The organism is Amycolatopsis sp. NBC_01488 (genome assembly GCF_036227105.1).
GTDB lineage: Bacteria > Actinomycetota > Actinomycetes > Mycobacteriales > Pseudonocardiaceae > Amycolatopsis.
In genome coordinates this window covers 7,376,585-7,399,167 of sequence record NZ_CP109434.1, presented here as the reverse complement: position 1 = coordinate 7,399,167, position 22,583 = coordinate 7,376,585, and the positions used below count along the sequence as shown (strand labels likewise).

General features: G+C 70.3%; 21 protein-coding genes. 16 read left to right on the top strand and 5 right to left on the bottom strand.

Annotated features, from left to right (window positions below; translation table 11 throughout):
- Positions 1-61 precede the first annotated feature (61 nt).
- The 8 genes from OG738_RS34830 (at position 62) to groL (ending at position 8,796) form a co-directional block, all read left to right on the top strand.
- Entirely contained in the window at positions 62-1,699 is a 1,638-nt protein-coding gene (locus tag OG738_RS34830; RefSeq protein ID WP_329047398.1) for a methane monooxygenase, read from the top strand.
- A gap of 88 nt (positions 1,700-1,787) precedes the next feature.
- Positions 1,788-2,831, top strand: coding sequence for an FAD-binding oxidoreductase (locus tag OG738_RS34825; RefSeq protein ID WP_329047397.1), 1,044 nt, complete (start codon positions 1,788-1,790; stop codon positions 2,829-2,831).
- A 13-nt stretch (positions 2,832-2,844) separates the two neighbouring features.
- Positions 2,845-3,948 (top strand): aromatic/alkene monooxygenase hydroxylase subunit beta, encoded by a 1,104-nt coding sequence (locus OG738_RS34820; RefSeq protein WP_329047396.1) that lies wholly within the window; start codon positions 2,845-2,847, stop codon positions 3,946-3,948.
- A gap of 41 nt (positions 3,949-3,989) precedes the next feature.
- Positions 3,990-4,295, top strand: a complete 306-nt coding sequence (mimD, locus tag OG738_RS34815) for a propane 2-monooxygenase effector subunit MimD (RefSeq protein ID WP_442875966.1) — start codon at positions 3,990-3,992, stop codon at positions 4,293-4,295.
- A 97-nt stretch (positions 4,296-4,392) separates the two neighbouring features.
- A complete protein-coding gene (locus tag OG738_RS34810) occupies positions 4,393-5,394 on the top strand; it encodes an amidohydrolase family protein (RefSeq protein WP_329047393.1) in 1,002 nt (333 codons plus the stop codon).
- The gene (locus OG738_RS34805) at positions 5,391-6,113 is read left to right on the top strand and encodes an iron-sulfur cluster assembly protein (protein ID WP_329047392.1); all 723 of its coding nucleotides are present in this window, start codon (positions 5,391-5,393) and stop codon (positions 6,111-6,113) included. Before OG738_RS34810 ends, OG738_RS34805 begins: the two co-directional genes overlap by 4 nt.
- Positions 6,110-7,135 carry an NAD(P)-dependent alcohol dehydrogenase gene (locus OG738_RS34800; protein ID WP_329047391.1) on the top strand — a complete coding sequence of 342 codons (1,026 nt, stop codon included), beginning with the start codon at positions 6,110-6,112 and terminating at the stop codon, positions 7,133-7,135. Before OG738_RS34805 ends, OG738_RS34800 begins: the two co-directional genes overlap by 4 nt.
- Before the next feature lie 11 nt (positions 7,136-7,146).
- On the top strand, positions 7,147-8,796 hold the full coding sequence (gene groL / locus OG738_RS34795) for a chaperonin GroEL (RefSeq protein ID WP_329047390.1): 1,650 nt from the start codon (positions 7,147-7,149) through the stop codon (positions 8,794-8,796).
- A gap of 86 nt (positions 8,797-8,882) precedes the next feature.
- On the opposite strand, the gene OG738_RS34790 is transcribed toward groL, so the two are convergent.
- Positions 8,883-9,371: an enoyl-CoA hydratase-related protein gene (locus tag OG738_RS34790; RefSeq protein ID WP_329047389.1), complete on the bottom strand. Its 489-nt coding sequence runs from the start codon at positions 9,369-9,371 to the stop codon at positions 8,883-8,885.
- Positions 9,372-9,550: 179 nt separating this feature from the next.
- Here OG738_RS34790 and OG738_RS34785 point away from each other — a divergent pair, with 179 nt between their 5' ends.
- Genes OG738_RS34785 through OG738_RS34750 form a run of 8 tightly spaced genes read left to right on the top strand, consistent with a single transcriptional unit; the run spans position 9,551 to position 17,371 of the window.
- The gene (locus OG738_RS34785; RefSeq protein ID WP_329047388.1) at positions 9,551-10,870 is read left to right on the top strand and encodes an MSMEG_0569 family flavin-dependent oxidoreductase; all 1,320 of its coding nucleotides are present in this window, start codon (positions 9,551-9,553) and stop codon (positions 10,868-10,870) included.
- Positions 10,870-11,706, top strand: coding sequence for an amidohydrolase family protein (locus tag OG738_RS34780; RefSeq protein WP_329047387.1), 837 nt, complete (start codon positions 10,870-10,872; stop codon positions 11,704-11,706). Before OG738_RS34785 ends, OG738_RS34780 begins: the two co-directional genes overlap by 1 nt.
- 4 nt (positions 11,707-11,710) lie before the next feature.
- Positions 11,711-12,223: an MSMEG_0572/Sll0783 family nitrogen starvation response protein gene (locus OG738_RS34775; RefSeq protein WP_285484086.1), complete on the top strand. Its 513-nt coding sequence runs from the start codon at positions 11,711-11,713 to the stop codon at positions 12,221-12,223.
- 10 nt (positions 12,224-12,233) lie between these two features.
- Complete coding sequence (locus tag OG738_RS34770; RefSeq protein WP_329047386.1) at positions 12,234-13,304, top strand: MSMEG_0568 family radical SAM protein; 1,071 nt, start codon at positions 12,234-12,236, stop codon at positions 13,302-13,304.
- 1 nt (position 13,305) lies between these two features.
- The gene (locus OG738_RS34765) at positions 13,306-14,676 is read left to right on the top strand and encodes an MSMEG_0567/sll0787 family protein (protein WP_329047385.1); all 1,371 of its coding nucleotides are present in this window, start codon (positions 13,306-13,308) and stop codon (positions 14,674-14,676) included.
- The gene (locus tag OG738_RS34760) at positions 14,673-15,503 is read left to right on the top strand and encodes a carbon-nitrogen hydrolase family protein (protein ID WP_329047384.1); all 831 of its coding nucleotides are present in this window, start codon (positions 14,673-14,675) and stop codon (positions 15,501-15,503) included. The genes OG738_RS34765 and OG738_RS34760 overlap by 4 nt, the downstream gene beginning before the upstream one ends.
- A complete protein-coding gene (locus tag OG738_RS34755) occupies positions 15,504-16,334 on the top strand; it encodes a carbon-nitrogen hydrolase family protein (RefSeq protein ID WP_329047383.1) in 831 nt (276 codons plus the stop codon).
- Positions 16,334-17,371, top strand: a complete 1,038-nt coding sequence (locus tag OG738_RS34750) for an MSMEG_0565 family glycosyltransferase (RefSeq protein WP_329047382.1) — start codon at positions 16,334-16,336, stop codon at positions 17,369-17,371. Before OG738_RS34755 ends, OG738_RS34750 begins: the two co-directional genes overlap by 1 nt.
- A 27-nt stretch (positions 17,372-17,398) precedes the next feature.
- On the opposite strand, the gene OG738_RS34745 is transcribed toward OG738_RS34750, so the two are convergent.
- Genes OG738_RS34745 through OG738_RS34730 form a run of 4 tightly spaced genes read right to left on the bottom strand, consistent with a single transcriptional unit; the run spans position 17,399 to position 22,553 of the window.
- Positions 17,399-18,904, bottom strand: coding sequence for a long-chain-fatty-acid--CoA ligase (locus OG738_RS34745; RefSeq protein WP_329047381.1), 1,506 nt, complete (start codon positions 18,902-18,904; stop codon positions 17,399-17,401).
- Positions 18,886-19,713, bottom strand: a complete 828-nt coding sequence (phaZ, locus tag OG738_RS34740; RefSeq protein WP_329047380.1) for a poly(3-hydroxyalkanoate) depolymerase — start codon at positions 19,711-19,713, stop codon at positions 18,886-18,888. The genes OG738_RS34745 and phaZ overlap by 19 nt, the downstream gene beginning before the upstream one ends.
- On the bottom strand, positions 19,710-21,371 hold the full coding sequence (locus OG738_RS34735; RefSeq protein WP_329047379.1) for an alpha/beta fold hydrolase: 1,662 nt from the start codon (positions 21,369-21,371) through the stop codon (positions 19,710-19,712). Before OG738_RS34735 ends, phaZ begins: the two co-directional genes overlap by 4 nt.
- Before the next feature lie 15 nt (positions 21,372-21,386).
- On the bottom strand, positions 21,387-22,553 hold the full coding sequence (locus OG738_RS34730; RefSeq protein ID WP_329047378.1) for an acyl-CoA dehydrogenase family protein: 1,167 nt from the start codon (positions 22,551-22,553) through the stop codon (positions 21,387-21,389).
- Positions 22,554-22,583 lie beyond the last annotated feature (30 nt).

Below are 22,583 nucleotides of genomic sequence, written 5' to 3'. Positions count from 1 at the left end.
CACACTCCTCCCGTCAGACACACGGCCGGGCTGAGAGACCCCGGTTTCGAGGAGGCCGATTTTGAGCAGGCAGAGTCTCACCAAAGCGCACAACAAGATCACGGAACTGTCGTGGGAGCCGACGTTCGCCACCCCGGCGACGCGCTTCGGCACCGATTATACGTTCGAGAAAGCGCCCAAAAAGGACCCGCTGAAGCAGATCATGCGCTCCTACTTCCCGATGGAGGAGGAGAAGGACAACCGGGTCTTCGGTGCCATGGACGGTGCGATCCGCGGGAACATGTTCCGGCAGGTGCAGCAGCGCTGGCTGGAGTGGCAGAAGCTGTTCCTCTCGATCATCCCGTTCCCCGAGATCTCCGCCGCCCGGGCAATGCCGATGGCCATCGACGCGGTGCCGAACCCGGAGATCCACAACGGACTCGCGGTGCAGATGATCGACGAGGTCCGGCACTCGACGATCCAGATGAACCTCAAGAAGCTGTACATGAACAACTACATCGACCCGGCAGGGTTCGACATCACCGAGAAGGCGTTCGCGAACAACTACGCGGGCACCATCGGCCGCCAGTTCGGCGAGGGGTTCATCACCGGTGACGCGATCACCGCGTCGAACATCTACCTGACCGTGGTCGCGGAAACGGCGTTCACCAACACGCTGTTCGTCGCGATGCCCGACGAGGCCGCCGCCAACGGCGACTACCTGCTGCCGACGGTGTTCCACTCGGTGCAGTCCGACGAGTCCCGGCACATCAGCAACGGCTACTCGATCCTGCTGATGGCACTGGCCGACGAGCGCAACCGCCCGCTGCTCGAGCGGGACCTGCGCTACGCCTGGTGGAACAACCACTGCGTGGTGGACGCGGCCATCGGCACCTTCATCGAGTACGGCACGAAGGACCGCCGGAAGGACCGCGAGTCCTACGCCGAGATGTGGCGGCGCTGGATCTACGACGACTACTACCGCAGCTACCTGCTCCCGCTGGAGAAATACGGCCTGGTCATCCCGCACGACCTGGTCGAAGAGGCGTGGAACCGGATCACCAACAAGTTCTACGTCCACCGCGTCGCGCAGTTCTTCGCGACCGGCTGGCCGGTCAACTACTGGCGCATCGACGGCATGACCGACACGGACTTCGAGTGGTTCGAGGAGAAGTACCCGGGCTGGTACAACCAGTTCGGCAAGTGGTGGGAGGCCTACAACCGGCTGAGCCGGCCGGGCCGCAACAAGCCGATCGCGTTCGAGGACGTCGGCTACGAGTACCCGCACCGCTGCTGGACGTGCATGGTGCCCGCCCTCATCCGCGAGGACCTGGTCGTGGACAAGGTCGACGACCAGTGGCGGACCTACTGCTCGGAAGCCTGCGCCTGGACGGACAAGACCGCGTTCCGGCCGGAGTACGAGGGGCGGCCGACCCCCAACATGGGCCGGCTCACCGGAGAGCGCGAGTGGGAAACCCTGCACCACGGCCGGGACCTCGCCGACATCGTCAAGGACCTCGGCTACGTCCGCGACGACGGCCGGACCCTCATCCCGCAGCCGCACCTGGACCTCGACGACCCCAAGAAGCTGTGGACGCTCGACGACCTCAAGGGCATCCAGTTCGCCAGCCCGAACGTGACGCTCAACCAGATGACCGACGCCGAGCGCGAGCAGTGGGCCGCGGCGTACCGCGCCAACCCCAACATCACCGCGGCCTGACGGCCTGAAGACCCGCGGACGGCGGCGGCGCTCCCGCCCCCGAGACCGCCGCCGCCGTCCGCGCCCGGCCCCGAGAATCGAGAGACCCATGGCCGACAAGCATCGCATCTCCTTCGAACCGGTCGACCTCGAGATGGAGGTCAACGAGGACGAGAAGATCCTCGACGCCGCGTTCCGCCAAGGCATCCACCTCATGCACGGCTGCCGTGAGGGCCAGTGCTCGGCGTGCAAGTCCTACGTCCTCGACGGCGAGATCCAGATGGAGCGCTACTCGACGTTCGCCTGCAACGACGCGGAGGTCGAGGAGGGTTACGTGTTGCTCTGCCGGGCGCACGCCTACAGCGACTGCACGATCGAGCTGCTCAACTTCGACGAGGAGGAACTGCTCAACTCCGCCCCGCTGCAGGAGATCCGGACCGAGGTCCTCGAAATCGTGCCGCACACGCGCGACATCGTGGGCCTCAAGCTCAAGCCGCTCGACCCGGCCGGGTACCAGTTCAAGCCCGGCCAGTACGCCGAGCTCACCATCCCGGGCAGCGACGAGCACCGGTCGTTCTCGATGGCGACCACACCGTCCACTGCGGACCACATCGAGTTCGTCATCAAGAAGTACCCCGGCGGCCGGTTCTCCGCATTGCTGGACGAGGGGATCGCGGTCGGCCACACCATCGACCTGCGGGGCCCGTACGGCAACTTCACCCTCAAGAGCGGGCACGTGCTGCCCCTGGTGCTGATGGCGGGTGGCGCCGGCATGGCACCCGTGCTCGCGCTGCTGCGGCACCTGAGCGACACCGGCGACACCCGCCGGATCCGCTTCTACTACGGCGCCCGCACGCCCGCGGACCTCTTCTACCTGGACGAGATCCGCGCCCTCGGCGAACGGCTGGACGACTTCGAGTTCGTGGTCGCGCTCTCGGAATCCGGTGAGGGCGTCGATGACCTCGGTGTCACCGCGGAGGCCGGGATGGTCACCGACGTCGTCGAAGCCCGGGAGCCCGAGCTGCACCGGACTGAGGTCTACCTGTGCGGGCCCCCGCCCATGGTGGACGCCGCGCTGGCGTTGGCCGCCCGCCAAGGCGTTCCGGACGACCAGGTGTTCTACGACAAGTTCACGACCTCGGTCCACGACTGAAGGAGAAAGCCCCATGGCAACACCCGCGCCCAAGGTGCGCAGCTTCCCGAAGGTGGAGTTCACCGACTCCGAAGCCGGCGCCCTGGACTTCCCCAGCTCCAAGAGCCGGACCTTCACCTACTTCAAGCCGGCCAAGCTCCGGGCGACCGTGTACGAGGACGTGACCGTCGACGTCCAGCCGGACCCGGACCGGCACCTGTCCCAGGGCTGGATCTACGGCTTCGGCGACGGGCCCGGCGGCTACCCGCCGGAGTGGACCAAGGCGAAGTCCTCGAACTGGCACGCCTTCCTCGACCCCAACGAGGAATGGGAACAGACCATCTTCCGCAACAACTCCGCGGTGGTGCGTCAGGTTTCCCTCGGGCTCGAGAACGCCAAACGCGCCAATGCCTACGGCAACTGGAACCCCGCCTGGCAGAAGTTCATCGCCCGCAACCTGGGCGCCTGGATGCACGCCGAGAACGGCATGGCGCTGCACGTCTTCACGTCGATCCAGCGCTCCGGCCCGACGAACATGATCAACACCGCGGTGGCCGTCAACGCCGCCCACAAGATGCGGTTCGCCCAGGACCTCGCGCTGTTCAACCTCGACCTGTCCGAGTCACTGGACACCTTCGACGGCGAGGTCCACAAGGAGGTCTGGCAGTCGGCCGAGGAGTGGCAGCCCACCCGGCGGGTCGTCGAGGAGCTCACCGCGGTCGGTGACTGGGCCGAGCTCCTGTTCGGCACCAACGTCGTCTTCGAGCAGCTCGTCGGCCAGCTCTTCCGGTCCGAGCTGGTGATGCAGATCTCCGCGAAGAACGGCGACTACATCACGCCGACCATCGTCGGCACCGGCGAGTACGACTACAGCCGCGACCTCGCCTACACCCGGTCCCTCTTTCAGCTGCTCACCCGGGACGACGAGTTCGGTGCGGGCAACAAGGAGCTGTTCGGCCAGTGGCTCTCGACGTGGGTGCCGCGGTGCCTGGACGCCGCGCTCGCGCTGCAGCCGATCTGGTCGCAGCCGGCGGAGAAGACGTGCACGTTCGCCGACTCGCTCGGCGCGACCAAGGAGAAGTTCGCCCAGCTGCTCGGCGAGATCGGGCTCGACGTTCCGAAGGAGTTGGACCAGTGAGCGGTTCCCTGGAGTTCGGCGCCCAGACCGAGTCGTCGAACATGTGCGGCGTCACCCTGATGAACACCCCGATCGGCCGCGTGGTCGCCGACGTGATGGGCGCCAAGGACGGCGTCACCCTCGTCGAGTACCCGTCCATGATCCGCGTCGACGGCACCAGGCTCCTGGAGTTCGACTACGACGAGCTGACCGACGCACTCGGCCAGCCCTTCGACGGCTCGATCTTCGAAGAGATCAGCTCCACCCACTACGGCCGCATGGTGCACCTCGACGACCGCACCCTGCTCTTCGCCAACCCGGAGGACGCCGCCGAGTACATCGGCTTCGACCTCTCCGCGCACGGCTGAGGCCGGACCGACCGACCGTGGTGGCGGGCGACCGCAGCGGCCCCGCCACCACGGTTCCCCACCACCCCCCAGCACGCCCGAAGGATGAGGATCTCCGATGTATGAGAAGGACGGCGAGAAGTACTTCATCGTCGATGCGCACATCGCGCTCTGGGACGCCCGGTTCGAGAACCAGCTGAACGTCCACGGCAAGCAGTTCATCGACTGCTTCTACGACTACCACCGGAACCTCAGCCCCGAGGAGGTCGTCTGGGACTACGACACCTACACTTACTACGGCGGCGACCGCCTGATGAAGGACCTCTTCCAGGACGGCTACGTCGACCACGCCATCTTCCAGCCGGCGCGGCTCGGCGAGTTCTACAAGAACGGGTTCGGGCAGACGGAGGAGGCGCTCGCCCTCACGGCCGGCAACCCGGGCAAGCTGACCTACAACCACAACTGGGACCCCCGGTTCGAGCAGGCCGGCCTGGAGCAGCTGCGCCGGGACGCCGAGCGGATGAACCTCAAGGGCGTCAAGCTCTACACGGCCGAGTGGCACGGCGACTCGCGCGGCTACAAGCTCGACGACCCGTGGACGCGCCGCTACCTCGAAGAGTGCATCAAGCTCGGGATCAAGAACATCCACGTCCACAAGGGACCGACGATCCGCCCGCTCGACCGGGACGCCTTCGACGTCGCCGACGTCGACAAGGTCGCCACCGACTACACCGAACTGAACTTCATCGTCGAGCACGTCGGGCTGCCGCGCCTGGAGGACTTCTGCTGGATCGCGACCCAGGAGTCGAACGTCTACGGCGGACTGGCCGTCGCGATGCCCTTCATCCACACGCGGCCGAAGTACTTCGCCCAGATCATCGGGGAGCTGCTGTACTGGATCGGCGAGGACAAGATCCTTTTCTCGAGCGACTACGCGCTGTGGACGCCGAAGTGGCTCATCGAGCGGTTCGTGGACTTCCAGATCCCCGAAGAGCTGTCCGAGTACCCGGCGATCACCACGGCGCAGAAGAAGAAGATCCTCGGGCTCAACGCGGCCGCGCTGTACGACCTCGACGTGCCCGAGCACCTCCGGCTGCCCGCGACGGCCGGTGCGCGATGACCGCCACCGTCGTGTCCGTGGAGGCCGAGATCCTGTCGGCACTGTCCACTGTGTACGACCCGGAGCTCGATCAGCCGGTGACCGAGCTGGGCTTCGTCCGCTCGGTGGCCGTCGACGACGACGGCGTGGAGGTGCACCTGCGCCTCCCCACCGCGTTCTGCGCGCCCAACTTCGCCTACCTGATGGTGTCCGACGCCCACGACGCGCTGACGGCGGTGCCCGGGCTGGGCCGGATCCGGGTGATCCTGGACGACCACCACGACTCGGAGAAGATCAACCGCGGGATGGCCGCCGCGGCCGGTTACGTCGGCACGTTCGGCGTCGAAGCCGAGGACAACCTGGACGAGCTGCGCCGCACCTTCCAGCGGAAGGCGCACCTCGCCGCGATCGAGCGGTGCTGCCGTCCGGTGCTGGCGGCGGGTGCCTGGACGCTCGAAGAGCTGCCGCTGCTGGAGCTGTTCGACCTGCCGGAAGGCCCGCTGAAGTCGGCGTTGCTGCGGCGGCGGGAAGCCATCGGCCTGCCGACGGACTCGCACTCGCGCGTGCTGGTCGACCACGACGGCACCCCGGTCGCGAAGTCCGACGCCGCGTTGTGGCTGCGCCTCGCCGCCGCCACGCGCGTGTCCATCGAGGGCAATGCGCATTTCTGCCGCGGCCTGCTGGCCACCCGCTACGCCGAGGTGGGCCTCGTCGTCTCGAACACCAGGAGCCGTTCATGAAAGCCGTCCAGGTCACCGGGTACCACCACGACCTCCAGCTGCACGACGTCGGGGAACCCAAGATCACCGGCCCGCTGGACGTCGTGGTCCGGGTGGGCGCCGCCGGGGTGTGCCGGACCGACCTCCACATCCTCGAAGGCCAGTGGGCGGAGAAGACCGGCGTCGCCCTGCCCTACACGATCGGCCACGAGAACGCCGGGTGGGTGCACGCGGTCGGCGACGCGGTCACGAACGTCGCGGTGGGGGACAAGGTGATCCTCCACCCGCTGGTGACGTGCGGCCTGTGCCGGGCCTGCCGCCTCGGCGACGACGTCCACTGCGAGAACTCGCGGTTCCCGGGGATCGACACCGACGGCGGGTACGCCGAGTACCTGCTGACGTCGGCGCGGTCCTGCGTCAAGCTGGCCGACAACCTCGAGCCCGCCGACGTCGCCGCTCTCGCCGACGCCGGGCTCACCGCCCAGCACGCCGCGGCGAAGGCCGCGAAGGTGCTGCGTCCCGGCGACGTCTGCGTCGTCATCGGCGCGGGCGGGCTCGGCCACATCGGCATCCAGTGCCTGAAGGCGATGAGCGCGGCGACGCTCGTCGTGGTCGACCGCAATCCGGCGGCCCTCGAGCTGGCTTCCCAGGTCGGCGCCGACGTCACGGTCGTCGCCGACGGCTCCCACGTCGAGAAGGTCCGGGAGCTGACCGGCGGCCACGGCGCGGAGGCGGTCCTCGACTTCGTCGGCGAAAGCGGATCGACGTCCGAGGGCGTCCGGATGCTGCGTCGCGCGGGGAACTACTACGTCATCGGATACGGCGAAAACCTCGACATCCCGACCATCGACATCATCTCCACCGAAATCAATTTTCTCGGCAACCTGGTCGGCTCCTACACGGATCTGCAGGACCTGATGGTCCTCGCCGCGCAGGGCAAGGTGAAGCTGCACACCGCCCAGTACCGCCTCGAACAGTTTCAGCAAGCGATCGACGATCTCAGCGCGGGCAAGGTCCGCGGCCGGGCCATTCTCATCCCCTGAAAGGAAAAATCATGGCGAAAGAGCTGCGGTTCAGCGTCGATGCGCGGCGTCAGCTGGAGCTGGGCGTCAACACCCTGGCCGACGCGGTCAAGGTCACGCTCGGCCCGAAGGGGCGCAACGCGGTGCTGGAGAAGCTGACCGGCCCACCGACCATCACCAACGACGGCGTGACGATCGCCCGGGAGGTCCAGCTGCGGGAGCCCTTCGCCAACATGGGTGCCCAGCTGGTCAAGGAAGTCGCGATGAAGACCAACGGCGTGGTCGGGGACGGGACGACCACGGCAACGGTCCTCGCCCAGGCGATGGTGCGGGAGGGCTTGGCCGCACTCGGCGAAGGCGCGAACCCGATGCGGGTGCGCCGCGGCATCGAGGAGACCGTCGAGGCGATCGTCGAATGGCTGCGCAAGTCCGCGACCGCGGTCACCGGCGAGGCGGAGCTGGAGCGGATCGCGACCCTGGCGGCCAGCGACGACGAGCGGATCGGCCGCGTGATCGCGCAGGCGCTGACCGCGGTCGGCCGGCAGGGCGTCGTCGAGGTGGAGGAGTCCGACGACCCGGGGCTGAGCGTCGAGCTGGTCGACGGGATCGAGTTCGACCACGGCTACACCTCGCCGTACATGGTCACCGACCGGGAGCGGATGGAGGCGAGCTTCGACAGTCCGGTCATCCTGCTGACCGACCGGAAGATCAGCCAGGTCCAGGAGCTGATGCCCACCGTCGAGGCGGCCCGCCGGGCCGGCCGGCCGCTGGTGATCCTCGCGGAGAACGTCGACGGCCCGGCGCTGCAGCTGGTCGTGAGCGGCAACGTCCACGGCACCTTCCCCGCGGTCGTCGTCCGCGCGCCCGGCTTCGGGCACCGGCGCCTAGCCGAGCTGGAGGACCTGGCCGCGGCCCTCGGCGGCCGGGTCGTCAGCGAGGACTCCGGGATCAGCCTCACCGACGTCACCGAGCGGGACCTCGGCCGGTGCGAGCACATCACCATCACCGAGGACACGACCACCATCATCGGCGGAGCCGGCGACGAGGCCGCCGTGCGGGCCCGCATCGGCCAGCTTTCGAAGCAGCTGGAGCGAGCCCGGATCGAACACGACCAGGACAGCCTCCGGCTGCGCATCGCCCGGCTTTCGGGCCGGGTCGCCGTCGTCCGGGTGGGCGCGGCGACCAGCGTCGAGCTCAAGGAGCGGATGCTGCGCGTCGAGGACTCGCTGGCCGCGGCGCGGGCGGCGCTCGAGGAAGGCGTGGTCACCGGCGGCGGTGCCGCGCTGGCGCAGGCCGCGACCTCCGTCGAGCTGCCCGACCTCGACGGCGACGCGGCGCAAGGGCGCGAAATCGTGCGCCGGGCGCTCGGCGAGCCGCTGCACTGGATCGCGGAGAACGCCGGCTACGACGGTGCCGCGGTCTTGGAACGGGTGGCCGGCCTGGACAGCGGCCACGGGTTCGACGCCCTCACCGGGACGTACTGCGACCTCTTCGCGGTGGGGGTCATCGACCCGCTCAAGGTGACCCGCTCGGCCCTCGAGAGCGCGGCCTCCATCGCGGCCCTGCTGATCACGACCGAGACCGCGGTCGTCGAGGAGGTGCTGGTCAATCCGGGCGCCATCATCGCTCCGGGCGTCGGCGACCTCGCCGAAGGCATGGTCCGCCCGTCGAACATCTACTAGGCACGCCTCTCCGGACGACAGCAGCTCCCCGCGGCACGATCTGCCGCGGGGAGCTGCTGTCGTCCGGCCTCGGGAACGGTGGCCGGCTACCCGGCCAGGGCCGGCTGCTGGTGAGCGGCCAGCCGCAGGGCGAGATCGATGAGGTGCCCGGGGGAGCAGTGCAGCTCCACCAAACCGGCGGCCACCGCCGCTCTCGCCGGGAAACGCCGTGCACGCCGGGACGAGGGCTCGACGGCTCCGCCGGACATGATCCGGACGCCGGCCGCTTCGGCCAGTGCGTAGCCGGCACCGATCGCGTCACCGTTGATGGCGGCCACCACGGGAAGCGGGTGGGAGCGCAGTGCGCTCACTACATTCCGCAGGCGGTTCTGGGCGTCGGTCCGGGCCGGGCCCGGTGCCGGGTCCACGTCGGGCGCGAAAACGTCGCCGTCACCGGTGAGGATGATCGGCCGGCCGGGGCCGATGTAGGTGATGGCCGCGGCCAAACCGTCCAGCACGGCGGCGTCCAGCACCCCGGGCGTCGCCGTCCGGATGCGCACCACGATCGCGTCCCGCCGATAGTCCAGGTCAAGCATCACGGCCTCCTTGGCGCCGACCCGAATCTTACGAGCGGGCCAGCCGTTCTCCGTCTCACTTTGAGACAGCGGCGGTGTTAAGCGCGTAACCGCGGAAGCGTTACTCCCACCCGGTCCGGTAACACGCCGATGTTCCGGATGAAACCGTCCGGAAATGGTTCCCGGGTGCACTGATCGCCATGAACTTCGAGCTCGACGGCCTGCACCGGCCGGTGATCGTGGTCGGCGGCGGCCAGGCGGGACTGTCGATGTCCCACTGCCTGACCGACGCCGGGGTCGGGCACCTGGTGCTCGAACGCGAGCGCGCGGGGCACGAATGGCGGACCCGCCGCTGGGACAGTTTCTGCCTGGTCACCCCGAACTGGCAATGCCGGCTGCCCGGTTTTCCCTATCCGGGCGATGATCCGGACGGCTTCATGGTCCGGGACGAGATCGTCGCCTACCTCGAGGCGTACGTGAAGGAGTTCGACGTCCCGCTCTGCGAGGGCGTCGAGGCGACGCGGTTGCGGCAGCTGCCCGGCGGCGGGTTCCGGCTGTCGACGTCGGCCGGTGAGCTGACCGCCGACCACGTCGTGCTGGCCACCGGTCCGTACCAGGTGCCGTTGAAGCCGCGGCTGGCCGAGCGGCTGCCGGAGCACGTCGTTCAGCTGCACTCGGCCGAGTACCGCAATCCGGCGGGGCTGCCGGACGGCGAAGTGCTGGTCGTCGGCACCGGGCAGTCCGGCTGCCAGATCGCCGAAGACCTGCACCTCGCGGGCCGCCGGGTGCACCTGGCCGTCGGGTCGGCGCCGCGGGTGGCCCGGCGCTACCGCGGCCGGGACGTCGTCGCGTGGCTGGACGAAATGGGCTACTACGCGCGGGGAATCGACGAGTTCGCCGACGCGGACGCCGTCCGGTTCCGGGCCAACCACTACGTCACCGGCCGGGACGGCGGGCACGACATCGACCTGCGCGCGTTCGCCGCGGAGGGCATGCAGCTCTACGGCCGGCTGACCGGTGTCCGAAGTGGACAGCTGGCGTTCGCCGACGACCTGCGCCGCAACCTCGACGCGGCGGACGCGGTGTCCGAAGGGATCAAGGACTCCATCGACGGCTACATCGCACAACGCGGAGTCGCGGCGCCTCGCGAGGAGCGCTACAAGCCGGTCTGGCAACCGCCGGACGGCACGCGCACCGTGGACGTGGAAGCGCTTTCGGCCGTCGTGTGGAGCACTGGCTTCGGGCGGGACCACCGCTGGATCGACGTCCCGGTGTTCGACGGCAAGGGGTACCCGACGCACCACCGCGGCGTCACCACCTGCCTCGGCCTGTACTTCCTCGGCCTGCCCTGGCAGCACACCTGGGGTTCCGGGCGGTTCTGCGGCGTGGCCGCGGACGCGGAGTACCTGGCCCGCCGGATCACCGGCGGCGGCCGCGGTGACGTCCGGTGGCTCTCCGGCACGCCGGTGAGCACCTACCCGGCCGACGACGACTGGGTCGCCCCGCGGACGGTGGCCTGATGAAGTGGACGAACGACGCCCACCGGCACCTGGGCGTCCTCCCGGCATACCCGTTCTACGGCGGCCCGCCGGTCGCGCCCGCGATCGGCAGCCGCGCGACGATCGGCGAGCTGCTGTCCGATTTGGACCGTGAAGGCACCGAACGCGCCTTGGTGATCCCGAACTACGGCATTCCCGACCCGGCGATCGCGTTCTCCTTCAACGAGCTGTGCGTCGAGGCGGCGGGCAAGGACGACCGGATCAGCGCCGCGCTGTGGGTGTCGCCGCGCGCCGAAGACGCCGGCCGCACCGAAGACGCGTTGAAGCTGGCGGGCGAGGAAGGCGTGCGAGCGCTGAAGCTCAGCTTCCTGCTGGGCGGCAAGGCATCCGACCCCGCGTGCAAGCCGCAGCTCGACCGGATCTTCGCCACCGCCCGGGACCACGACCTCGTCGTGCACGTCCACACCTCGCCCGGTGCGGCGTCGGACATCGACGAGGTCGGCAAGCTCGTCGACGCCTACGCCGACGACGTCAAGCTGCACCTCGTCCACTTCGGCGGCGGGATGAGCGGGCACATCAAGCTCGTCGGCGGCCGCTTCTTCGACTGGATCGCCGCCGGGAAACAGGTCTACACGGACCTGTCCTGGGCGATCGGCTTCACCCCTCGCTGGCTCGTCGAGGAGATCTCACGCCGGGGCCTCGGCCACGACCGCGTGCTGTTCGCCTCCGACGAGCCGTGGGGCGATCACGAGGGCGAACTCGCCAAGCTGGCCGCCGCGGCCGGCGACGGCGAGCTCGCCGACCTGGTTTTCCGCGGCACGTTCGACGTGCTGTACGGACCGAAGAAAGGGAAATAGACCCATGGCAGAGCTGACCGACACCGAGAAGACCAGCCTCGACGAGATCCCGCACCCGTCGCTGCCGCAGGGCTCGAACCTGTACGGCGGGACCAAGGTCTTCCCGGACTACCAGGCCGAACCCGGCCAGAGCTACTTCACCCTGGTGCACGGCATCGCGCACGAGTCGTCGGTGAGCTTCGTCGCGATCCTGCAGGCGACCCGCGCGCTGCGGAAGGGCTTCGAAGCCGCGATCTACTTCTACGGCCCGGGTTCGCTGAACTGCCTGGCCACGCGCGGTTTCCCGACCACGGGCAACGCCGCGTTCCCGGGCGAGCTGAACATCAACGACCAGCTCAAGACGTTCATCAGCGAGGGCGGCAAGGCCTACTGCTGCCGCTTCGGCCTGTCGCTGCACGGCGCCCGCGAGGAGGACCTCATCGAGGGCGTCATCCCGACGCATCCCCTGGACGTGCAGGACGCGCTGATCCACTACGCGCGCAAGGGCGCGATCATCAACTCCACCTACATGTTCTAGGGAGCGGTCCGTGCGCGTTGGCATCGAAGAAGATCTGGAGACCCGCGCCGACATCGCCGTCCGCGGAGTGCGAATGGACGCACCCGTCCAGCGCAGCAAGGGCGCCGGGCCGAGCGACGACGGCCACCTGGTGGTCGACGGTGCCAACGCCACGCTGCCGCTGAACGCCGAAAGCCCGTACGCGGTCCGGGACGGGCGCATCTTCCGCGAGACCATCGACCTGGGCTTGAGCGTGGCCCCGGTCGCCCGGCCGCGGTTTTACGATCTGTCCACTGCGGACGGTGTGCCGTACCGGAAGATCGCCCTGCTGCACGGGCAGGACGTTCTCGCGACGACGGTCGTGCAGACGTGCATCCGGTACGCCGAGGACCAGCGGTGTCGGTTCTGCACGATCGAGGAGTCGTTGCGGGCGGGGTCCACTGTGGCCGCGAAGACACCCGCGCAGCTCGCGGAGGTCGCCGAGGCGGCCGTGCGCCTCGACGGCGTCCGGCAGATGGTGATGACCACCGGCACGACGTCCGGGCCCGACCGCGGCGCCCGGCACCTGGTGCGGTGCGTCCGGGCGGTGCTCGACGCCGTGCCGGGCCTGCCGATCCAGGTGCAGATCGAGCCCCCGGGCGACCTCGGCGTGCTCACCGACCTGCGTGACGCCGGGGCGACGTCGATCGGCATCCACGTCGAGTCCCTCGACGACGACGTCCGGCGGCGCTGGATGCCCGGCAAGTCGACCGTGTCCATGGCGGAGTACGAGGCCGCGTGGGCGGAGGCGGTCCGGGTGTTCGGCCGCAACCGCGTCTCGACGTATTTGCTGATCGGTCTCGGCGAGGACCCGGACTCCCTTGTGGAGGGTGCTGGGCGCTTGATCGACATGGGCGTCTACCCGTTCGCCGTGCCGATGCGGCCGATGCTCGGCACGCTCGCCCGGCGGGATGGTGCGAAAGCACCGTCGCCCGCGTTGGTCGCCGACGTCACGAGCCGCATCGCCAAGCTGCTGCGGGCGGCCGGGATGGCCGGGGCCGACCAGGGCGCGGGCTGTGCCGCGTGTGGCGCCTGCGGCCTGCTCAGCGCGGCGGGGGGCTGACGTGGACGACGACATCCTCGCGTTGCTGGGTGACGTCCGCAGCGTCGCGGCGCGCCCGGCGTTCCACATCACCGAGGCCGACCACAGTGGACTGACGGCGTACCGTGCGTTGCGGCACGAAGCTTTCGTGGCGCGGCAAGGACTCTTCGCCGGGCACGACCTCGACGACCACGACACCGACCCCCGCACCCTCGTCCTGGTGGCGCGGGACGCGGCGGGAGAAGTGCTCGGCGGCGTCCGGCTCGGCCCGGCGACCGACGGCCCGGACCTCGGCTGGTGGAAGGGCGGACGGCTGGTCGTCGCCCCCGGGTCACCGGCCGGGATCGGCTCGGCCCTGGTGCGCGCGGCTTGCGCGCGGGCCGAGACCGAGGGCGCGCTGCGGTTCGAGGCGACCGTGCAGACCCGCACCGAGCGGCTGTTCACCCGGCTCGGCTGGCAGCGCGTGCGGCCGGTGACCGTCGCCGGTCACGGCCACGTGCTGATGCGGTGGCCGATCGGCCGGATCGCCGCGCTGGCCCGCTCGACGAAGGCCGCGCTCGGCCCGCTGCTGCGCGGGATCACCGGCGTGCCGGGCTTCGTCGGCGACGACGGCGTCCCGCTGCCCGGGACCGACGTCGTCGCGGCCTGCGACGCGATCATCCCGTCGATGGTCGAGCGTGACCCGGAATGGGCGGGCTGGTGCTCGGTATTGGTCAACCTCAACGACCTGGCCGCGATGGGCGCCACCCCGACCGGGCTGCTCGACGCGCTCGGCGCCCGCGACGCGTCCTTCGCCGCCCGTGTCCTCAGTGGACTGCGGAAGGCGAGCGAGGCGTACGGCGTGCCGGTGCTCGGCGGCCACACCCAGTTCGGCGTCCCGGCTTCGCTGTCGGTGACGGCGTTGGGCCGGACCACCGACCCGGTGCCCGGCGGCGGCGGGAAACCCGGGCAGCGCGTCTGGCTCACCGCCGACCTCGACGGCGGCTGGCGGCCCGGCTACACCGGCCGCCAGTGGGATTCGACGAGCTTCCGCCGCACGCCCGAGCTGCGCGAACTGCTCGGCTCGGTCGCGAAGGCCAGACCGGCCGCGGCCAAGGACGTCTCGATGGCCGGGATCGCGGGCACCCTCGGCATGCTCGCCGAGGCGTCCGGCTGCGGTGCGGTGCTGGACGTCGAGAAGGTGCCACGGCCACGGGGAGCGTCCACGGGGGACTGGCTCACCTGCTTCCCCGGCTTCGCGATGCTCACCACCGGCACGCCCGCGCCCGCGGGCCCGGCGGTCACCGCGGACTGCGGCGAACTGGTCGCGGGCACCCGCGTCACGCTGCGCTGGCCCGACGGCGAACTGACGCCCGCCATCGACGGCGGCGTCACCGGATTGGGGACTTCATGACGACACTCAGGATGGCCGCGGTCGCCGCGCCGTTCGACCGCGACCTCGAAGGCGACTTCGCCCGCATCGAGAAGCTGATCGGCGAGGCGAAGACCGAGGGCGTGCGGCTGCTCGCGCTGCCGGAAGCGAGCCTCGGCGGCTACCTCGCCAACCTCGACGGCGGCGCCGAAGGACCGCCCGCGCTGGCCCTCGACGGTCCCGAGCTGACGCGGCTGGCCACGCTGGCGGGCGACCTCGTCGTCACGGCGGGGTACTGCGAACTCGCCGACGGCCGCCGCTACAACTCCGCGGTCTGCGTCACCGGCGACGGCGTCCTCGGCAACCACCGCAAGGTCCACCAGCCCCTCTCCGAGAACGCCAGCTACGGCGCCGGCCGCGGGTTCGCCGCGTTCGACACGCCGGTCGGGCGCCTGGGCATGATGATCTGCTACGACAAGGCGTTCCCCGAATCCGCGCGGGCGCTCGCGCTCGACGGCGCCGAGATCGTCGTCTGCATGTCCGCGTGGCCCGGCAGCCGGACCAACCCGGCCGCCGACCTCGTGCAGGACCGCTGGAAGCGGCGGTTCGACCTGTTCGACCGGGCCCGCGCGCTGGAGAACCAGATCGTCTGGCTCTCGGCCAACCAGTCCGGCACCTTCGGCGACCTCCGGTTCGTCGCCGGCGCGAAGATCGTCGACCCGGGCGGCGAGATCGTCGCCGACACCGGCGTCGCCGAGGGGATGGCGATCGCCGAAATCGACGTCCAGGCGGCGCTGGCCACCGCCCGCCGGTCGATGGGACACCTGGCGGACAGACGGCCCGACGCCTACCCCGTTAGTGTCCCGTGAATGGGGCAGATCCGGCTCGCCGCCGTCGCCGCGCACTTCGGCCGCGACCTCGACTTCGACCTGCAGCGCATCGCGACGCTGATCGACCACGCACGCGCGTCCGGAGTGGCGTTGCTGGTGCTGCCGGACGCGGCACTCGGCGGCTACCTCGCCGACCTGCGCCACCCGGACCCGGAAGCGCTCCCGCCGGCCCTCGACCCCGACGGCCCGGAGCTGAAGACCGTCCAGGCGCTCGCCGCAGAGATGGTCGTCTGCGTCGGCTACTGCGAGGCCGACGGGCCGCGCCGCTACAACTCCGCGGTGTGCGTGACCGGCGACGGCGTCCTCGGCCGGCACCGCAAGGTCCACCAACCGCCGGGGGAGAGCCTCGCCTACGAGCCGGGTGACGAGTTCGCGGCGTTCGACACGCCGGTCGGGCGGCTGGGCATGCTGATCGACTACGACAAGACGTTCCCCGAAGCGGCTCGGTCGCTGGCGGTCGACGGCGCGGACATCGTCGCCTGCCTGAGCGCGTGGCCGACCAGCATCACCAACCGCGCGCCACGGATGGCGCAGGACCGGCAGTCGCGGCTGTTCGACCTCTACGACCAGGCGCGGGCGGCGGAGAACCAGGTCGTGCTCGTCTCGTCCAACCAGACCGGCGCGATGGGCGGGATGCGGTTCCTCGGCCAGGCCAAGGTCGTCGGGCCGGGCGGCGAGATCCTCGCCCGGACCTGGTCCAAGGCCGGGATCGCGGTCGCCGAACTGGACGTCGAACAGGAGCTGGCCAACGCCCGCCGCGTGCTGCACCACCTCGGCGAACGCAAGCCCGAGGTCTACCGGGAGGCCTGATGCGCATCGCCCTGCTGAGTTACTCGACCAAACCGCGCGGCGGGGTCGTGCACACGCTCGCCCTGGCCGAGGCCCTGGCCGCGCTCGGCGAGGACGTCACGGTGTGGACGCTCGGCCGCGGCGGCGACGCCGGGTTCTTCCGGCCGGTCGACCCGCGGGTGCGGCTGGCGATCGTCCCCTTCCCGGACGTCCCGGACGAGAGCGTCGGCGAGCGGATCCTGCGGTCGATCGCGGTGCTGCGCGCGGCCTTCACCCCGGACGCCTACGACGTTGTCCACGCGCAGGACTGCATCAGCGCGAACGCCGTCGACCGGTGCGTCCGGACGATCCACCACCTCGACACCTTCACCACACCCGAGCTGGCGGCCTGCCACGAACGCGCGATCGTCCGGCCGTACGCGCACGTCTGCGTGTCCGCCTCGGTCGCCGCCGAGGTCCGCGACGGCTGGGGCATCGACGCGGCGGTCATCCCCAACGGCGTCGACTACGACCGCTTCGCCACGGCCCGCCCTTCGCCGGAGCGGGGCCGATACGTGCTCGCTGTGGGCGGGATCGAGCCGCGCAAGGGGTCGCTGGACCTGCTGGAGGCGTACGCACTGCTGGCCGAGCCCGACGTCCGCCTGGTCATCGCCGGCGGCGAGACGCTCTTCGACTACCGCGACTACCGCACCCGCTGGGAGAAGCGCGCCGCCGAGCTGGGCGTCGAGCCGGAAGTGCTGGGCTCGGTCGCGCACGACGAGCTGCCGTCGCTGATGGCGTCGGCCGCCGTGTTCGCGTTTCCGTCGACCAAGGAGGGATTCGGGCTGGCGGCGATGGAGGCGCTCGCCGCCGGGGTGCCGGTGGTGACGCGCGATCTGCCCGTGCTGCGGGAGGTCTTCGGTGGCGTGGCGCGGTTCGCCGCCGACCCGCCCGGCTTCGCCCGGGAGCTGCGCGCCGCGATGGCGGGCACCGACCCGGCGCCGGGCCGGACGCTGGCCCGCCGCTACACCTGGCCCGCGGCGGCCGAAGCGCACCTGCGGTTCTATCGCACCCTGTGATCGTCCGGCCGGGCCTGGCACCCCGGCTCAGCGCAGTTCGCGTTTGAGGACCTTGCCGGTGGACGTCATCGGGAACTCGTCGCGGAATTCGACGACGCGCGGGTACTTGTAGCCGGCCATGTTCTGTTTGCACCACGCCACCAGATCGGCTTCGGTGAGCGTGGCGTCCGGCTTGCGGATGACGAACGCCTTGACCTCCTCGCCGTGGCTGGGGTGCGGCACGCCGACCACCGCGACCAGGCTCACCGCCGGGTGGGTCATGATCACTTCCTCGAGTTCGCGCGGGTAGACGTTGAAGCCACCGCGCACGATCATGTCCTTGGCGCGGTCCACGATGAAGTAGTAGCCGTCGCTGTCGCGGGTGCCGATGTCGCCGGTGCGGAACCAGCCGTCGCGGATCGCCTGGGCCGTGGCGTCGGGGCGGCCGAGGTAGCCCTTCATCACGTTGTGGCCGCGGATGGCAATTTCGCCGGCTTCGCCGTCGGGGACTTCGTTGCCGTCCTTGTCGATCAGCTTGAGTTCCACGCCCCAGACCGGCTGGCCGATGGACCCGGGTTTCGCGACGCGGCCGGGGTGGTTGAACGTCGCCACCGGGCTGGTTTCGGACAGTCCGTAGCCTTCCCGGATCCGGACGCCGTAGATCTTGTGCACCTGCTCGAGGATCTCCACGGGGAGCGCGGCGCCGCCGGAGACGGCGATCCGCAGCGTGCCGGTGACGGCGTCGAGGTCGAAGTCCGCCGGGTCGGCGCCGACGAGGCCCCAGTACATCGTCGGCACGCCGGCGAAGAACGTCACGCCCTCGCGCTGCATCAGCTCCAGGGCGGTGCGGGGGTCGAAGCGGGGCAGCAGCACCAGCGTGGCGCCGGCGGCGAACCCGGCGTTGAGCTGGACGCTCTGGCCGAACGAGTGGAACAGGGGGAGCGTCACCAGGTGGACGTCGTGCTCAACCGTGCCGAACACCCGGTGGCAGGTCAGGGCGTTGAGCACCATGTTGGCGTGGGTGAGTTCGGCGCCCTTCGGCGTGCCGGTCGTTCCGCTGGTGTAGAGCACGACCGCGGTGTCGGCCGGCTCGGTGGCGACGGTCTCGAACGTCGTCGGCCAGCCGTCCAGGAGGTCGGTGAAGGACTCGTCGATCAGGAAGAAGTGCTCGCAGCCGGGCGTCGCGTCGAACCCGGCGCGGCCCTCTTCGCCGAGGGGGAGCCCGGGGCCGCCCGCGAAGCAGAAGAACGCCTTCGCACCGGAGTCGCCGAGGTGGTAGGCGATCTCGCGGCCCTTGAGCAGGACGTTGAACGGGACGACGGCCGCGCCCGCCTTGAGGATTCCGTAGTAGACGATCGGGAACGCCGGGATGTTGACCGACGCGAGCGCGACGGTGTCCCCGCGGCCGATGCCGCGCGCGGCGAGCAGGTTCGCGACCTGGTTCGCGGCAGCGTCCACTTCGGCGTACGTCAGCCGGGCGCCGTCCACGACGAGTGCGTCACGGCCGGGCCGGGTGGCCGCGCTCTCTTCGAGCATCATGGCGAGGTTGAGCATGGCGGTTCTCCTTCGGTGACGAAGTCGTGGATGAGGGGGACGAGCTCGGCCGCGTGGGTCAGCAGGGCCAGGTGGCCGCCGCCGCGGACGACGTGGACGGTGCCGTGGCGCAGCAGCTTCGCCATCAGGCGGGCGTTGACGGCCGGGATGATCGGGTCGTCGTCCCCGGCGATCAGCAGGACGCGCTGGCGCAGCCGGCACAGGTAGTGCGCGCTGGTCCAGCCGGCGCCGGCGAGGATCTGCCAGTAGTAACCGATCGCGTTCGGAGCCCGCGTGGCCGCGGCGAAGCGCGCGGCGACACCGGTGTTGTCGCCGAAGCCGCCGCCGTAGATCCGCGAGCCGGTCTCCCGCAGGTGAGCCGGCCCGAAGTAGCGCAGTGGACTGGCCAGCGTGAGCAGCACCGAGGGCTTGGCGGGGACCATCACCATGCCCATGCTGGTCGCGCACAGCACGACCCGGCGGCACAGCCGCGGGTTGCGGCGCGCGAACTCCTGGGCCAGCGCGCCGCCCCACGAAATGCCCAGGACGTCCACCTCGTCGTAGCCGAGGCCGGTGACGAGCTCGGCGAGCATCCGGGCCAGCCCGGGCATCCGCCGCGGGAGCCGGGTGACCGGCGAGCCGCCGGTGCCCGGCATGTCGAACCGGATCACCGGGACACGCCGTCCCGGCCGGGCGGCCAGGTCGTCGACGAGGGGCTGGAGCAGTTCGAGGTTCGCCCCGATCCCGTTGCACAGCAGCAACGGCGTGCCCTCACCGGGGCTGACGTCGACGCGAAGGCTGACGCCGCCGACCCGGCGTGTGCCGGTCATGCGCGCACGTAGCTGCCGGGCGCAGCCTCGATCGGGGCGTACTGGTCATTGCCCACAGTGGACGGTGCCGCCACCTGCTCGCCGGAGCGCTCGCCGAGCCACTCGACCCACCGCGGCCACCAGCTCCCGGCGACCTTGGCCGCGCCGTCCTTCCACGCCTTCGCTGTCTCGGCGTGTTCCGGGTTGGTGTAGTAGCTCGACTTCGGGTTGCCGGGCGGGTTCAGGATGCTCTGGATGTGCCCGGAGCTGCTGAGGGTGAACTCGACGTCGCCGCCGAGCCGCCGGGCCGAGCGGTAGCAGGCGTCCCACGGCGTGATGTGGTCGGTGGTCCCGGCCATCACGAAGGCGTCGGCGGTGATCTTGCCCAGGTCCAGCGGGGTGCCGTCGACGACCACCTCGCCGGGGTGGGCCAGGGAGTTGTCGCGGTAGATGTCGATCAGCTGGCCGTGGAACGCGGCGGGCAGCCGGGTGGTGTCGTTGTTCCAGTACAGGACGTCGAACGCGGGCGGGCGCTTGCCGAGCAGGTAGTTGTTCACCCAGTACGACCAGATGAGGTCGTTGGGGCGCAGCAGGTTGAACACCCGCGCCAGCTCACGGCCGTCGAGCACGCCGCGCACGTGCGAGTTCCGCTTGGCGGCGGCCAGCGTCTCTTCGCTCGCGAACACGCCGAGCAGCGTCTTGTCCTCGGCCATGTCGAAGACGCTCACGAACAGCGTGAGCGCGTGGATCACCGGCTTGCCGCGCGCGGCGAGGTACGCGGCCAGCGACACCGACGTGATGCCGCCGGAGCACGCGCCACCCAGGTTGACGTCCGGGCTGCCGGTGATCGCGCACGCCGCGTCGATCGCCTCCTCCAGCGCGGTGAGGTAGGTGACGAGCTCCCAGTCGCGCTGCTCGGCGGTCGGGTTGCGCCAGCTGACCACGAACACCTGGAAGCCGTGGTCCAGCGCGTAGCGCACGAGGCTCTTCTCCGGCGAGAGGTCGAAGACGTAGAACTTGTTGATCTGCGGCGGGGCGATCACCAGCGGTCGTGCGTGCACTTGTTCGGTGCGCGGGGTGTACTGGATCAGTTCGAGGACTTCGTTGCGGAACACCACGGCCCCCTCGGTGGTGGCGAGGTTCTCGCCGAGGGTGAACTCCCCGGCGTCGACCTGACTGGGAAACCCGCCGTTGTGCCGGACGTCGCCGGCGAAGTGCCGCACGCCCTCGACCGCGCTCCCGCCGCCGGTGTCGATGAACTGCTTGACCGCGGCGGGGTTGAGCGGCAGGTTGCTCGGCGACAGCGCGTCGAGCGCCAGCGAGAGCACGAACCTCGCGCGCTCACGGTCCACTTCGGACAGTTCGGTGCCGCCGAGCCAGGTGTCCAGCTCGGCGTCGGCGGCGAGGTAGACACCGAGCAGCCGGCGGTACAGGAAGTTCTGCGTCCAGGCGGAGTCGCGGAACCGGCGGTCCTTGGCGGCGGGCACCAGCTCGCCGCGACCGCGGGCGGCGGCGACCGCGGTCCTGGCCAGGTGGCGCAGGCTCGCCGTGGTGTGCTTCGGGTGCTTGACGGCCTCGGCGGCGACGGTGCGCAGCGAGTCGAGCAGGTCCTTGCGGCGGAAGCCGACGATCGGGTTGGGTCCGCCGATCGCTTCGGCGGCCGTCTCGGGGGTGGACATGGTGCTCCTTCCGGATCAGACGAAGGCGGACAGGCCGGTGAGGGCCCGGCCGACGATGAGGGTGTTCATTTCGCGAGTGCCCTCGTAGGAGTGGATGGCCTCGGCGTCGGCGACGAACCGGCCGACGTCGAACTCGAGCAGGATGCCGTTGCCGCCCATGAGCTCCCGGGCCATGCCGACGGTCTCGCGCATCTTGGTGGTACAGAAGGCTTTCGCGAGCGACGCCTGTTCCTCGGTCATCTTCTGCGCGTCCTGCAGCCGGGACAGCTGCGCGACCAGGCAGAGCGACGCGGTGATGTTGCCGAGCATCTTCACCAGCAGGTCCTGCACGAGCTGGAACCCGCCGATCGGACGGCCGAACTGCTCGCGCTCCTTGGCGTAGGCCAGGGCCCGCTGGTAGGCGCCGATGGAGCAGCCGACGGCCTGCCAGGCGACGGACGTGCGCGTCATCCGCAGCACCGCGGCGGTGTCGGCGAAGGTGTTCGCGTGCCGCAGCCGGTTCGCCTCCGGCACGCGGCAGTCCTCGAGCCGGATGTGCGCGTTCTGCACGCTCCGCAGCGCGATCTTGCCCTCGATCTTGGTGGGCGTGAACCCCGGCGTGCCCCGCTCCAGGAGGAAGCCCTTGACCTGGCCGTCTTCGACGTCCTTGGCCCAGATGACGACCACGTCGGCGAAGGTCGCGTTGCCGATCCACTTCTTCTCGCCGGTCAAGACCCATTCGTCGCCTTCGCGGCGCGCGGTGGTCTTGAGACCGCGGGAGGCGGCCGAGCCGACGTCCGGTTCGGTCAGGCCGAACGCGCCGATCTTCTCGAAGCGGTGCATCGGCGGGAGCCACTTCGCCTTCTGCTCCTCGGAGCCGCACAGGTAGATCGACCCCATGGCGAGGCCGGTGTGCACGCCGAAGAACGTGGCGAACGACGGGTCGGTGCGGGCGAGGTCGAGGGTGACGAAGCCGTCGAGCAGGCTGGTGCGGCCGGGCAGGCCGTAGCCGGTGTACGACAAGCCGCCGACGTCGAGCTTGCCCAGCGGCTCGACGAGGTGGTGCGGGAAGCGCTCGCGGGCCCAGTGCCAGTTCGCGACGGGCGCGAGCTCGGAGTCGAGGAACCCGCGCAACCGGGTCAGCAGGTCGCGGTCCTCGTCCGGGAGGTCGTCGGCCAGTGCGTAGAAGTCCGTGGTGTCCATGTGGATGACGCTAGGTTTCCGCGCTGGTCG